At 64.8% G+C, this 12,921-nt stretch carries 11 protein-coding genes and 1 pseudogene; 2 read left to right on the forward strand and 10 right to left on the reverse strand.

All coding sequences use genetic code 11. The annotated features are described in order from the left end of the window. Nucleotides 1–7: 7 nt before the first annotated feature. The 6 genes from dapA to EPN80_RS17795 form a co-directional block, all read right to left on the reverse strand. Nucleotides 8–913, reverse strand: a complete 906-nt coding sequence (gene dapA / locus EPN80_RS17770) for a 4-hydroxy-tetrahydrodipicolinate synthase (RefSeq protein ID WP_293030382.1) — start codon at nt 911–913, stop codon at nt 8–10. Between the two features lie 34 nt (nt 914–947). Further along, nucleotides 948–2,735, reverse strand: a complete 1,788-nt coding sequence (locus EPN80_RS17775) for an ABC transporter permease subunit (protein WP_293030384.1) — start codon at nt 2,733–2,735, stop codon at nt 948–950. 4 nt (nt 2,736–2,739) lie between these two features. After that, the gene (locus EPN80_RS17780; protein WP_293030386.1) at nt 2,740–3,828 is read right to left on the reverse strand and encodes an ABC transporter ATP-binding protein; all 1,089 of its coding nucleotides are present in this window, start codon (nt 3,826–3,828) and stop codon (nt 2,740–2,742) included. Between the two features lie 30 nt (nt 3,829–3,858). Further along, nucleotides 3,859–4,950, reverse strand: coding sequence for an ABC transporter substrate-binding protein (locus tag EPN80_RS17785; protein WP_293030389.1), 1,092 nt, complete (start codon nt 4,948–4,950; stop codon nt 3,859–3,861). A gap of 121 nt (nt 4,951–5,071) precedes the next feature. Continuing rightward, nucleotides 5,072–6,499, reverse strand: coding sequence for an FAD-binding oxidoreductase (locus EPN80_RS17790; protein WP_293030391.1), 1,428 nt, complete (start codon nt 6,497–6,499; stop codon nt 5,072–5,074). A 495-nt stretch (nt 6,500–6,994) separates the two neighbouring features. Further along, on the reverse strand, nt 6,995–7,693 hold the full coding sequence (locus EPN80_RS17795; protein WP_293030394.1) for a DJ-1/PfpI family protein: 699 nt from the start codon (nt 7,691–7,693) through the stop codon (nt 6,995–6,997). A 90-nt stretch (nt 7,694–7,783) separates the two neighbouring features. Between EPN80_RS17795 and EPN80_RS17800 the strand changes: the two genes are divergently transcribed. Together EPN80_RS17800 and EPN80_RS17805 are read left to right on the forward strand one after the other, a co-directional pair. Next, nucleotides 7,784–8,743 carry a DJ-1/PfpI family protein gene (locus EPN80_RS17800; RefSeq protein WP_293030397.1) on the forward strand — a complete coding sequence of 320 codons (960 nt, stop codon included), beginning with the start codon at nt 7,784–7,786 and terminating at the stop codon, nt 8,741–8,743. Between the two features lie 16 nt (nt 8,744–8,759). Further along, entirely contained in the window at nt 8,760–9,272 is a 513-nt protein-coding gene (locus EPN80_RS17805; protein ID WP_293030399.1) for a DUF1697 domain-containing protein, read from the forward strand. Between the two features lie 5 nt (nt 9,273–9,277). Here the strand turns inward: EPN80_RS17805 and EPN80_RS17810 are convergent, their stop codons facing one another. The 4 genes and pseudogenes from EPN80_RS17810 to rpoS form a co-directional block, all read right to left on the reverse strand. After that, the gene (locus EPN80_RS17810; protein WP_293030402.1) at nt 9,278–9,637 is read right to left on the reverse strand and encodes a hypothetical protein; all 360 of its coding nucleotides are present in this window, start codon (nt 9,635–9,637) and stop codon (nt 9,278–9,280) included. Between the two features lie 127 nt (nt 9,638–9,764). Then, nucleotides 9,765–11,105, reverse strand: coding sequence for a 23S rRNA (uracil(1939)-C(5))-methyltransferase RlmD (rlmD, locus tag EPN80_RS17815; protein WP_293030516.1), 1,341 nt, complete (start codon nt 11,103–11,105; stop codon nt 9,765–9,767). Nucleotides 11,106–11,219: 114 nt separating this feature from the next. Beyond that, nucleotides 11,220–11,996, reverse strand: a complete 777-nt coding sequence (locus EPN80_RS17820; protein WP_293030405.1) for a 3'-5' exonuclease — start codon at nt 11,994–11,996, stop codon at nt 11,220–11,222. Next, nucleotides 11,993–12,889, reverse strand: a pseudogene (rpoS, locus tag EPN80_RS17825) (RNA polymerase sigma factor RpoS); the annotation flags it as partial. The pseudogene rpoS and the gene EPN80_RS17820, both read right to left, overlap by 4 nt. Nucleotides 12,890–12,921 lie beyond the last annotated feature (32 nt).

Consider the following 12,921-nt stretch of genomic DNA (forward strand, 5'->3'; position numbering starts at 1 on the left):
ATCGTGCTCACGCCAGCCGCTCGAACACCGCGAGCTGCCTGGCCAGTTCTTCGCGCAGGCTGGCCTGCAGCGCCGGTGCCGCGGCAACCAGTGGCGCGAGCAAATCCGGGGCGTTCACGCCGATCAAATCGATCACGGATTTCATCGGGCCCGGATTGGTTTCGGAAAACGCTAGGTTCATCAGTGGAATCAATTGGCGGTGCACTTCCAACGCCTGCCGGGTGTGGCCCTGCGAGGCGAGCCGATAAATCTTGCGCCACGCGCTCGGCAGGAGGTTGGCCGTCACCACGATGCCGCCGCGCGCGCCAGCGGCCACGTGCAGCGGGAACAGCGTGTCTTCGCCGCTGAGCATGGCAAACGATTCATCGACGCCGGCGATGGTGCGCAGGAAGTGATACATGTCGGTGTTGCACGCTTTCATGCCGATGATGCGCTCGTGCCGGGAGAGCTCGTGCAGCACCTCTGGCGAGATCGCGATACGGGTGCGGTAGGGAATCTCGTAAATCAGGATCGGCACCGGCGAGGCATCGGCATAGCGCAGAAAATAATCGCGAATGCCGGCCTGTGTCGGGTTGGTGTAGTAAGGCGTGAGCACCAGCAGCGCATCGACGCCGGCCGCGGCGAATTCCCTGCCGGCTTGCAGCGCGTCGTAGTATCCCGGGTCGAGCACACCGGCGATCACCGGCACGCTGCGGCCCACCGCATCGACGGTGATCTCGGCCATGCGGATCCGCTCGGCATGGGGCAGCGAGCCATATTCGCCGGTACCGCCCAGCGGCACGACGCCCTCCACGCCCTGCTTCAGCAGATAGGCGATCAATGCGCGCGTGGCGGATTCGTTGATCGTGTCGTCCGGATTGACCGGCGTCGGTATCGCGGGCATGACACCGCGTAATTGATTGGCATTGAGCATGAAATGTCCTGGTATCGAAAATCGGCCCGCACGGTCAGCGTGCCACGCTGCGGCGATGCAGCCTGGCCGCAACCCAGATCAGGCTGGCGGTAAAGAGGAACAGGCACGTCGAGACGGCGGCGATCACCGGCGAGATCTCCATGGTGATGGTGTCCCAGAACTGCTTGGGCAGGGTCGTGCTCAAACCGCCCGAGGAAAACAGCGCGATGGTCAGTTCGTCGAACGAGGTAGCGAAGGCGAACAGGAACGACGACATCAGGCCGGCCGCCAGAATCGGGAACGTCACGAAGCGCAGCGTGGCGCTCGGGCGGGCCCCCAGACTCTGGGCGGCCTGGTCGAGGCGAACGTCATAGTTGCGCAACACCGCCATCATGGTGATGACCACGTAGGGCACGGCAACCACGGTATGACCCAGCACCAACCCCAGCGACGTGCCGACCAAACCAATATGCGCGTAGAAATAGAACAACCCGACGGCGAGAATCATGCGCGGCACGACGATCGGCGCCATCACAAACGCCAGCATCAGCGACTTGCCGCGCAGCTTGCCGCGCGCCAGCAGGAACGCCGCAGGCGTGCCGATAAGCATCGACAGCAGCGCGGTGCAGGTGCCGACGATGAACGAGCGCGCGATCGACTGCATCCATAGCGGCGAGCGCAGCATTTGGTGATACCACTGCAGCGAGAAGCCGTGCGGTGGCCAGGTAAGACCGGACGCGGCATCGAACGACAGCGGAATCATCAGAAAGGTGGGCGCGCTCAGGAACAGCAGCAGCAGGATCACCACGCCCCAGGTGAAGCGCGACTGCCCCGGCACCGCCGCGCCGGCGCGGCGCCGCTTTGGCAGACAGTCGACCAGCCGGTCGGTGAGCACGGCCAGGACGGCGAGCACGGCGTCGCCCACCCGGCGAGGCCAGTTGCCGAGCGACGACGGGCGGGCGCGGGCTTCGCCGCCGGTCATGGTGGACAGCCCCACCAGCTTGTCGTAGACGAGAAACACGATCAGCACGACCACCAGCAGCAACACCGAGATCGCGCCCGCGAACCCCCAGTTCAGGGCCTGCAGCACCTGGTCGATGATCAATTGCGTGATCATCGTCTGATGGCGCCCGCCCAGCAATGCCGGCGTGATGAAAAAGCCGATCGCGGTGACGAACACCATCAGCGCCGCGGCGGCCACGCCCGGCATCGACAGCGGAAAGTAGATTTTCCAGAACGCCGTGCCGGGGCGTGCGCCGAGCGTCGCGGCCGCGCGCGGCAAATTGCGGTCGATGTTCTCCATGACCGACAGCATGGTCAGCACCGCCAGCGGCATGAGTGCATGCACCATGCCGAGGATCACCGCGCCGAAATTGTAGAGCAGGTTCAGCGGCTGATGGATGACGCCGACGGCCATCAGGAAATCGTTGATCACGCCATTGCGCCCGAGCAGCACGACCCAGGCGAAGGTCCGCACCAGAAAGCTGGTCCAAAACGACAGCAGCACCCAGAACAGCAACGCGTTCTTGCGCTTGCCGTGCAGCGACGAAATCAGATAGGCGACCGGGTAGGCACAGAGCACCGAGAAAAAGGTGGTCCACAACGAGATCTTCAACGTGATCACCAGCACGTCGAGATAGACGGGCGTGGCAAACAGGCGGCGGTACTCGCCCAAATTGAAGCCGGTGGCGTGGTGTACGCTTTGCAGCAATAACTGGCCGACCGGGTACACCAGCAGGGCCAGCAGCAGAGCGACCAGCGGCGCGCCCATGAGAACAGGACGCCACGAGCGCTTGCGCGGCCGGTTGGCCGGGTCGCGCGCCAGGACTGCGGATGTCTGCATGGCGTTACTCCGCAAGCGCCACGGCATCGGCCGCAGCCCATGACAGGCCGAGCGTTTGCCCAACTTCATATTGCCGGCCCAACTGGCAGGTCGGATACGAGGCCACCAGCGAGGCGCTCGCGTCGGTGTTGGCCACGAGATAGAGCTTGGTCAGGCTGCCGGTCACCATGATGTCGCGCAGCTGGCAAGCGATCCGGCCGTCGGCATGCTCAGCCGCATCGATGCGCAGATTCTGCGGGCGCAGCATCAGCTTGACCTTCTGTCCGATGCGCGGCGGCTGCCCGTTGACGGTCGCCCGTCCACTGCCGGCCTGGCCGTTGATGCTCACGCCCACTTCGTTGCCGTCCAGATGCGTCACAACCGCGTCGAGCAGATTCGATTCGCCGAGGAAATCGGCCACGAACACGGTACGCGGCCGGAAATACAGGTCGGCGGGCGTGCCCAGTTGTTCGATCGCGCCGCCGTTCATCAGGCAGATGCGGTCGGACATCGTCATCGCCTCTTCCTGGTCATGGGTCACGTACACGATGGTGGTGCCCAGTTCGCGGTGGATGCGCTTGATCTCCAGCTGCATGTGGTCGCGCAGCTTCTTGTCGAGCGCGCCCAGCGGTTCGTCCATCAGAATGATCGACGGCCGATAGACCAGGCAGCGCGCCAGTGCGATGCGCTGCTGCTGCCCGCCGGAGAGCTCGCGCGGCAAGCGCTGCGCGACATGCGGCAGGTGCACCATCTCCAGTGCCTCGGCCACGCGGGCACGCACCGTGGCACTGTCGGCCTTGCGCATTTGCAGCGGAAAGGCAATGTTCTGCGCGACGCTCATGTGCGGGAACAGCGCGTAGTTCTGGAATACCATGCCGATGTCGCGTTCATACGGCGCACCGTAGGTGACATCGACACCGTTGATCAGCACCTGCCCGCCATCCGGCTGTGCCAGCCCGGCGATCAGGCTGAGCAAGGTCGTCTTGCCCGAGCCGGAGGGGCCGAGCAGCGTGAGAAATTCGCCTTGGGCGACGTCGAGATCGGTGGGCGCCAGGGCGACGAAGTCGCCATAGCGCTTGCACAGTTTCGAGATTTTCAGGTTGGCTGAAGACATGGCATTCAATGGCAATGATGAAACGTCGAATCAGGTCAGGATCCAGCTGTTGAAGCGCTCGAGCGCCTTGCTCTGATTGTCGAGCCAGAATTGCGCATCGATGTGCAGCCCGTCTTTCATGTTGGCCGGGTAGGTTGGGCAGTTCCTGGCCACGGCCGGTTTGACGTAGTTGAATGCGGCCGGCTGGGTCAACCCGGCCGGGAAGAACTCGACAAGTTGCGCCTGCCGCTTCGGGTCCGAGGCAAACTTGATGAACTCGCGGCAGGCTTGCGCGTTCGGCGTGCCTTTGAGAATCGACCAGTTGTCGCAACCCCAGATATTCTGGTTCCAGACGATCTCGACCGGGGCGCCGGCGGCTATCGCCGCTTGCGCGCGCGAGACCCAGGTGCCGATCATGTCGACTTCGCCCGAGCCCAGCATCTGCTCGACCTGGGCGCCGGTGGTCCACCACACGTCGACGTGCTTGGCGATTTTGTCCAGGCTGGCGAAAGCCCGATCGAAGTTGCACGGGTACACCTGCGAGGTGGGCACGCCGGCGGCCATCAGGGACTCCTCGATGGTGTCGAACGGATATTTGCGCAAGCCGCGGCGGCCGGCGAATTCCTTGACGTTCCAGAAGTCGGCCCATGATTGCGGCGCCTTGCGGCCCTTGAAGGCGTCGGTACGGTACGCCAGCACGGTCGTGTAGACGTTGGTGCCCACGCCATAGGGCGACATGTATTGGTGAGGGATCTGGGCGATCGTCGGATCGGACTCCAATCCATGCTTTTCCAGGTAAACCTTGCCCGGGCGCGTGAGCAACAGAATTGCCGGCTGGCTGATCTTGGCCATGTCCCACGTATAGCTGCCGGTCTCGACCATGCTGCGGATTTGCGCGGTCGGCTCGGCGTTGGCCTGCACGCCAACCACTTCGATGCCGGTCTTCTCCGTGAACGGACGATAGAACACCGCACCATAAGCCTTGCTGTAGATGCCGCCGTCATCGCGCACGACGATGCGCTTGTTGGCCGCGGCGCGCGCGCTGGTCCATACCGCCGGGAATGCGAGGGTGGCGGCGCCGGCTGCCGCGGCCTTGATGGCGTTGCGGCGCGACGGATTCTTAGGGCTGGATTTCTTTTGCATGGCGACTCCTGAGGCTGAAGTGAGAAGAACGTGAAACTTCCATGACAACCACCATCTCCGGTGCGACGGCTGGCCTGTCGGCAGCCGCTTCGCGCACCGGCTTCACCGCATACGGATAGCGCTACGGAAGTAGCCGACCCGGATTGAACAAATGCCGAGGATCGAAGGCGCGCTTGACCGCTCGCATCATCTCCAGCTCGACCGCCGACTTGTATCGCGCCATCTCGCTCAGCCCGGTTTGCCCGACACCATGCTCGGCACTGAAGGTGCCGCCCAACGCGCTGGCGATGTCGTTGACGCCGCGCCGGATCGCCGCGGCCAGCGCGCCTTGGTCGGGCACGCGATGCCACTGATCGAAGGAAAAGAATGGAATGAAATGCACGTTGCCGTCGCCCAGGTGCGCGACCACGAGCACCGGCAGGTCCGGGACGATCGCACGCACCGCGCCGCTCGCCTGCTCGATAAAGTCGGGCACGGCCGACACCGGCACAGCGCAATCGGTGGTCAAGCCGATACCGGCCTTCTTGTTCGCTTCGGAAACGCTGTGCCGAATTTCCCACAGCGTGCTGCGCTGGGCCTCGCTGCTGGCGATCACCGCGTCCTCGAGCAGGCCTTCGGCGGTGGCGGCCTCCAGTATGTGCTGCAGTACCTGGGACAATTCCTCCCCGCCGCCGGTATCGGCCAACTCGACCAGGCCATGCCAGCGATGCGCGCCGCTCAATGGGTTGCGGCGGTTCGGCACGTGTTCGATCACCAGCTCGAGCTGCATGGCGTCGATCATCTCGAAGGCCGACAATTGCGCGCCGCATGCTGTCTGGAACATGCCGAGCATGCGCACCGCGGCGGCCGGGTCGTTCGGCGCAAACCAGGCAACGGCATGACGCGTCGGCAGCGGGTGCAGTTTGAGCACCGCGGCGGTGACGATGCCCATGGCGCCTTCGGCGCCGATGAACAGATGCTTCAGATCGAACCCCGTATTGTTCTTGCGCAGCGCGGTCAAGCCGTTCCATATGCTGCCGTCGGGCAGCACGACTTCCAGGCCGAGCACATTCTCGCGGGTATTGCCATAGCGCAGCACACCCGTGCCGCCGGCATTCGTGGCGATGGTGCCGCCGATCTGGCACGAGCCTTCCGCGCCGAGACTGATCGGGTACAGGCGACCGACTTCGGCCGCCGCTTGCTGCACCGTGGCCAGAACGCAGCCCGCTTCGACCTCCATTGAATTATTGGCCGCATCGATGCGGCGGATCCGACGCATCCGCGACAGATTGACGATGACCGGCGGCTCGCCATCGGCCGCGGGCACCGCGCCGCCGCACAAACTGGTGTTGCCGCCTTGCGGCAGTACCGGGACGCCATGCTCGGCGCACAGACGCACGATTGCCGCGACTTGCCCAGTGCTCGACGGCAGCGCAACGCAAACGGCCGCGCCGCGATACCGGCCTCGCCAATCTTCGATGAACCCGGCCAGTTCGGCCTCGCCACGCAACACGCCATCGGCGCCCAACAGGTCGGCCAGTGCGTCGATCAGGCTTCCGGCATCAGTCATTTTCTTGATTCCTTCGCATCGTTTTCGAATGCCAATGAACACTGCTATGACACAGCATACGAACAAATGAATTGTATTGAAATGACAATAATTGCAATTCAATTAAAAAAGGGGTTTACCATGATTTCACCGCCGAACCAGGTTTGGCGCGCGGCGAGGACGAGGCTGGTCGCCAGAAGGGCAGCGATTGTTGGGCGCAGACGTCAATGCGCCGACCGGGGGAGTGTCTCGAACTCGCTGGACAGCGGTCGCCGCGACTTGCGTTCAACGACGTTGAGCCGGGTATGAGGGATGTCGAGGTGTCGCATGAGGGGCGAAGGTCGCCCGCATCGACACCGGTCAGAGGGAATGGGTCGGGGGCTGTGCGCCCCGTTTGGCGTGCTGAAGGCTCGCCAGGCAGCGCCATCGGGCAAACCACGGGTCGCGAGACCCGGCGACCACTGGCGAGCCCGCGGCGGAGCCGCTTCGGCCTGGCCAGTGGCGGGTATCGCGCTCTTACGCGCTGACCGTCGTGGCGCCATGCCGCGCGATCCGCTCGATGATTTCGCGGCGTCGCGGCATGGTTTGCGCGTAGCTTGCGGCGACCACCTCCATTACTTCGGGCGGGGCCAGATCGGGGCGCCCCGCATTGAATGGCGGGTGCGGGGCGTATTCGAGCCCCAATTGCACGCTCTGGGCGGTGACCGGGTCCGTCAGCTCGGCGGCCACGGTGAGCGCGAAGTCGATGCCCGCGGTGACGCCGCCGCCGGTGATCAGGTTGCCGTCGCGCACCACCCGGCCGTCGTCGGCAATCGCGCCGAACAACGGCAGCATGTCGCGCCAGGCCCAGTGGCAGGCGGCGCGCCTGCCTTGCAGCAACCCTGCCGCGCCAAGAATCAGCGAGCCGGTGCACACCGAGGTGATGTAGCGCGCGCCGTCCGCCAGCCGCCGCACGTGGCGCATGAAAACGTCGTCCAGCATGGCCTCGGTGACGCCGGCGCCGCCCGGCACGCACAGTACGTCACACCGCGCGACCTCTTCGAGCCGGGCCAGATCGGAAAAAACCAGGCCGTCTGCACTGACCGGCGCGCCGCCCACCGAGGCGACGGTGACGTCGATGCCGGGCGTGCGGGCGAAGAACTGATGCGGGCCGGTGAAATCGAGATGGGTCATGCCACGGTACAGCGGAAAGACGATGTGAATGGTGTTGGCCATGAGAGCTTCCTCCAGAGGGGGTGGTTTGACTTGGCCAGTGTAGCGATTCACAATGATGTCTGAAATGACATTATTCCAACGAATACTGACATGCCTCGCACAATCGCCTTTCTGCTGTTTCCCGGCTTTGAACTGCTCGATCTGAGCGGGCCGCACACGGCCTTTCAATTCGCCTCCAATTTGGTGCCGGGCTCGTATCGCATCGACGTCGTTTCAGCCGCCGGCGGCGCGCTGGCCAGCTCGTCCGGCGTGAGCGTGGGCACGTCGCCCGCGCGGGGCAAGCGACCCGATACGCTGATGGTGCCAGGCGGCAGCGGCGTGCGCGCGTACGCCAAAACAGCGGAGGCGCTACGCCTCGCGCAGCGCCTGGCGGCACGCTCGCGACGCGTCACCAGCGTCTGCACCGGCGCGTTTCTGATGGCCGCCGCCGGCCTGCTCGATGGCCGCCGCGTGACGACGCATTGGCGGCATGCAGCGAGCCTGCAGGCAGCTTATCCGCTGCTGCGCGTGGAGCCCGACAGGATTTTTATTCGCGATGGGTCGGTGTGGACTTCGGCCGGCGTGAGCGCGGGCATCGATCTTGCGCTCGCGCTGATCGAGGAAGATCTGGGGCTGGATGTCTCGCGCGCGGTCGCCCGCGAGATGGTGGTATACCATCGCCGGCCGGGCGGCCAGTCGCAATTCTCGGCACTGCTCGATATCGAACCGCCGTCGGACCGCATTCGCGCGGTGCTGCATTTCGCGCGCGAGCATCTGCACGAACCGTTGCCGGTGGAGCGTCTGGCCGAGGTCGCACGCTTGAGCCCGCGGCAATTCGCGCGCGCGTTCGTCAGCGAAACCGGCCAGACGCCGGCCAAGGCCGTCGAGCGCATGCGCGCCGAAGCAGCCCGCCCCCGTGTCGAGGACGGCCGCGAGCCGCTTGAGATGATTGCCTGCGCGAGCGGTTTCGGTGATCCGGAGCGCATGCGCCGGGGCTTTATCCGCGCGTTCGGGCAACCGCCGCAAGCACTGCGCCGGCTGGCGCACGCACGGCAACGATCGCTGTCATAGCGCTGGAGAATTCATCGTGACCGTTTTTATCGCACTGCTGCGCGCCGTCAATGTCGGGGGCACCGGTATCCTGCCGATGAAAGTGCTGTCGGCCCATTGCGCCGGCCTCGGCTTCGAGCGGGTGCGCACTTACATTCAGAGCGGCAATGTCGTGTTCGAGAGCGCCGGCGACGAGGGCGAGCTACGACGCCTGCTGGCGAATTCGCTGGCCGATCTGATGGGAAAGCCGGTCGGCGTGGCGCTGCGCAGCGCGCCGGCGCTGGCTGCGGTGCTCGATGCCAATCCGTTTCCGGACGCGCCGCCCGCGCAGGTGGCGGTCGCCTTTCACCACGCCTTGCTGCCTCGCACGCTGCTCGACGGCTTCACGGCGCCGGGCGGCGAGGAAGTGCGACTCGGGCAGCGCGAGCTTTATGCGTATTATCCGAACGGCATGGGCCGCTCGCGGCTCAAGCTGCCATTGCCGCCCGGCGAGATTACCGTACGCAATATCAATACGGTATCCAAATTGGTCGCGCTGGCTGGCGACTGACGTGCTCAACGGCCGATACGGCGGCTGTTCCCGTCAAGCTGTTCGTTCAATACGCGCTGTTCGTCGCCGGTGATGCCGCCGCCTTGCTGCGAGGCCATATCATTGAGCTCACGCTGAATGGCATCGACACGTCGATGCAGCGCACCACCGTAGCCGGGATCGATATAGCCCTGGCTCACCCTTGCGTCGATACGGTGATGTTGCGTGGCAATGCGATGTTCGATCTGCGCCTTGCGCTGCAGACTGACCTGATACGGGGTGGGTCCCACGCGGGCCGGCGGCGCCGGTTGATAGACGGTACAGCCATATAGCGCCGCGCAAGCCATCGCCAAGGTCAACGCCATTTTCTTTGTGTTGTGCATCATGAGTTACCTGAGATCGGCAAATAGGCCGGTTGGTGGGTCGCCGATATAACGGCGGTGCGCATGAAACGGTTGACGCGTCGCGGGCATTGCCGAGGATGATGCCCGCGACCGGCTGCTGGCATGCGTGTTAGCCCCGCTCGAACACGGCGATCGATTCGACGTGCGAGGTATGCGGAAACATATTGACGACGCCGGCACGCGTGAGGCGATAGCCAGCCTCGTGCACCAGCAGGCCCGCATCGCGCGCCAGCGTGGCGGGATTGCAGGAGACGTATACGATGCGGCGCGGCAAGCCCGGCGCGTTGTCCTGCGCCAGCACGGCCAGCGCCTTGGCGACGGCCAGCGCGCCTTCGCGCGGCGGGTCGACCAGATAGCGATCGAATGCACCCAGGGCGCGGAGTTCATCCGGGGTGATGTCGAACAGGTTGCGGCAGGCAAAGCCGGTTTTGTCGGCCAGACCGTTGGCCCTGGCGTTGTCCAGCGCGCGCTGCGTCAAGGTTTGACTGCCTTCGATGCCGAGCACTTCGCCGGCTTTGCGGGCCAGGGGCAAGGTGAAGTTGCCAATCCCGCAGAATAGATCCAGCACGCGCTCGCCGGGCTCGGGAGCCAGCAAGTTCAGGGCGCGATGCACCAGCACGCGATTGATCTGGTGATTGACCTGGGTGAAGTCGGTGGGCCGAAACGGCATGCGGATCTGATATTCGGGCAGCACGTATGCCAGTTCCCGGTCGAGCGGATAGAACGGCACGGCCGTCTCGGGCCCCTTGGGCTGCACCCAGAACTGCACGCCGTGCGCATCGGCGAATTCGCGCAGCAGCGGCTCGTCGGCCGCACTGAGCGGCTCGAGGATGCGCAGCACCAGGGCCGTCACGTCGGCGCCGATCGCGAGCTCGATTTGCGGCAATCGATCGCGAATCGACAGTGACTCGACCAGGTGGCGCAACGGCACGAGCAGATCGGAGACGTGCGGCGGCAGGATCTCGCAGGAGGTCATGTCCGCCACGAAGCTGCTCTTGCGCTCGTGAAAACCGATCAGCACGCCGCCCTTCTTGGCGACATGACGTACCGTCAGACGGGCCCGGTACCGGTAACCCCAGTCCGGCCCCTGGATCGGGCGCAGCATGGTCTCGGCCCTGACCTTGGACAGGTGCCACAGATTGTCTTCGAGCACGCGCTGCTTGATCGCCACTTGCGCGCGCGGCTCGAGATGCTGCATCGAGCAGCCGCCGCAGGTGCCGAAAAACCGGCAGCGCGGCGTCGCGCGCAGAATGCTCGGCCGCAGCACGCGCACCAGCTCAGCCTGCTCGAAGCTCGGTTTGCGCCGATAGCTCTTGTAGATCACCCGCTCGCCCGGCAACGCGCCCTCGACGAAGATGACCTTGCCCGGACGGTCGTCGGCGCCCGGCAGGCGGCCGACGCCGCGCGCCTCCATGTCCAGCGATTCGATTTCAAGGGTGTCGGCAACCAGGTCGACGACCTGGCTCGAGGCTGCGTTAGGGGATTTGGCGTCTGTCACGGCGGTGATTCTCTTCAGCGAAGCCGCGATTGTAGACCATTCGCCCGCCGGTCTGGGTGCCGGCGCTCAAGCCGCGAAAGCCGCCAGATACTCGCGCCAGTGCGCCGCGCTCTCGCCCGCGAGCGCGGTTTTGACCAGTTGGACTTCCTGTTCGTATTCGGCCGGCGAAAACCCGCCGCGCATGAGCTGGAACCGGCAGTACACGAGGTAGGTATTGACGACATCGGTTTCGCAGTAATTGCGGATATCGGCCAGTTGGCCCTGCTGATAAGCTTCCCACACCTTGCTGCCGTCCATGCCGAGCTTGCCGGGAAAGCCGCACAGCTTGGCCAGGTCGTCGAGCGGCGCATTGGCGCGCGCCTGGTACATCGCGAGCAGGTCCATCAGGTCGAGATGGCGATGATGGTAGCGGCTGATGTAGTTGTTCCACTTGAAGTCGCGGTCGTCCTCGCCCATGTCCCAGTAGCGCGGCGCGGCCACCGAGTTGATCAGGCCGCGGTAATGCATTACGGGCAGATCGAAACCGCCGCCGTTCCAGGACACCAGTTGCGGCGAGTATTTCTCGATCACGCGGTAGAAGCTCTGGATCAGCGATGCTTCGCTATCTTCGAGGGTGCCCAGCGAACGCACGCGAAAGCCGTCGCGATCGCGAAAGACGCAGGAGATCGCCGCGACCTTGTGCAGGTGCAGCGGCAGGAAGTCGCCGCCGGTTCTTTCGCGCCGGGCGGCAAACGCCTGCTCGGCCACCTCGGCGTCGGACATCGTGGCCGGCGCGTCCTGCAGGCGACGCAGGCCCGCGACGTCGGGAATCGTCTCGATGTCGAAAACCAGAACGGGAATCACAATACGGAATCCTTGCGCACGCCGTTGGAGGCGAAATAACGCTTGAGCTTGACCAGGGCTTCCTGCTGGATTTGCCTGACCCGCTCGCGCGTGAGGCCCATTTCGTCGGCCAGTTCCTCGAGCGTGGCCGGCTCGATCCGGTTGAGCCCGAAGCGACGCTCGATCACGTAGCGGTGCTTGGTGGAAAGACGCGAGAGCCACAGGCGCATCAGGTCTTCGAGCTCGCGGTGCTGCACTTCCTGCTCCGGCGCCTGGCTGTGGTCGTCAGAGAGCAGGTCGAGCAGGCTGCTGCCGGGGTCGATTTCGAGCGGCGCATCGAGCGAGGCGACGTGCTCGTTGAGCGCGAGGATATCGACGATTTCATCGGCCGTCTTGCCGGTCAGGTCGGCAATGTCATCGATGCTGGCATCGCGCCGTTCGGCGCCATCGACGTAAGGCGCGCTTTTCTCCAGGTGGCGCTTGGCGCGCAGCACCTGATTGAGTTCGCGGATCACGTGCACCGGCAGGCGAACGGTGCGCGCCTGGTTCATGATGGCGCGCTCGATGCTTTGCCGGATCCACCACGTCGCGTAGGTCGAAAACCGGAAGCCACGGCCCGGATCGAATTTTTCGATGGCATGCATCAGGCCGAGATTGCCCTCTTCGATCAGGTCGAGCAGCGGCACGCCGCGGTTCAGGTAGCCCTTGGCGATGCTGACCACCAGACGCAGGTTGCGCTCGATCATGACTTGCCGCGCGCCGAACTCGCCGCCCTGCGCGAGCGTCGCGTAATGGAGTTCTTCAGCGGGCGTGAGCAGCGGCTTGATGCTGATGCGGTTCAGGTAGTGCTGAACGGTGTCGGCCGTGAGTTCGGCCTGCAGGATGGTGGTGAAGTCGTCGGGTTCGGCGGCGGCGGCCTGTGGTGCGTCGAGTTCGCGCGCCTCGC

The sequence above is a fragment of the Pandoraea sp. genome, assembly GCF_004297875.1.
GTDB lineage: Bacteria > Pseudomonadota > Gammaproteobacteria > Burkholderiales > Burkholderiaceae > Pandoraea.

Excerpts from the sequence above, each read along its gene's own strand:
- EPN80_RS17800 (WP_293030397.1), top strand. The coding sequence starts at position 7,784 with ATGCCTCGCACAATCGCCTTTCTGCTGTTTCCCGGCTTTGAACTGCTC.
- EPN80_RS17780 (WP_293030386.1), bottom strand. The coding sequence starts at position 3,828 with ATGTCTTCAGCCAACCTGAAAATCTCGAAACTGTGCAAGCGCTATGGC.
- dapA (WP_293030382.1), bottom strand. The coding sequence starts at position 913 with ATGCTCAATGCCAATCAATTACGCGGTGTCATGCCCGCGATACCGACG.
- EPN80_RS17795 (WP_293030394.1), bottom strand. The coding sequence starts at position 7,693 with ATGGCCAACACCATTCACATCGTCTTTCCGCTGTACCGTGGCATGACC.
- EPN80_RS17790 (WP_293030391.1), bottom strand. The coding sequence starts at position 6,499 with ATGACTGATGCCGGAAGCCTGATCGACGCACTGGCCGACCTGTTGGGC.
- EPN80_RS17785 (WP_293030389.1), bottom strand. The coding sequence starts at position 4,950 with ATGCAAAAGAAATCCAGCCCTAAGAATCCGTCGCGCCGCAACGCCATC.
- EPN80_RS17775 (WP_293030384.1), bottom strand. The coding sequence starts at position 2,735 with ATGCAGACATCCGCAGTCCTGGCGCGCGACCCGGCCAACCGGCCGCGC.
- EPN80_RS17810 (WP_293030402.1), bottom strand. The coding sequence starts at position 9,637 with ATGATGCACAACACAAAGAAAATGGCGTTGACCTTGGCGATGGCTTGC.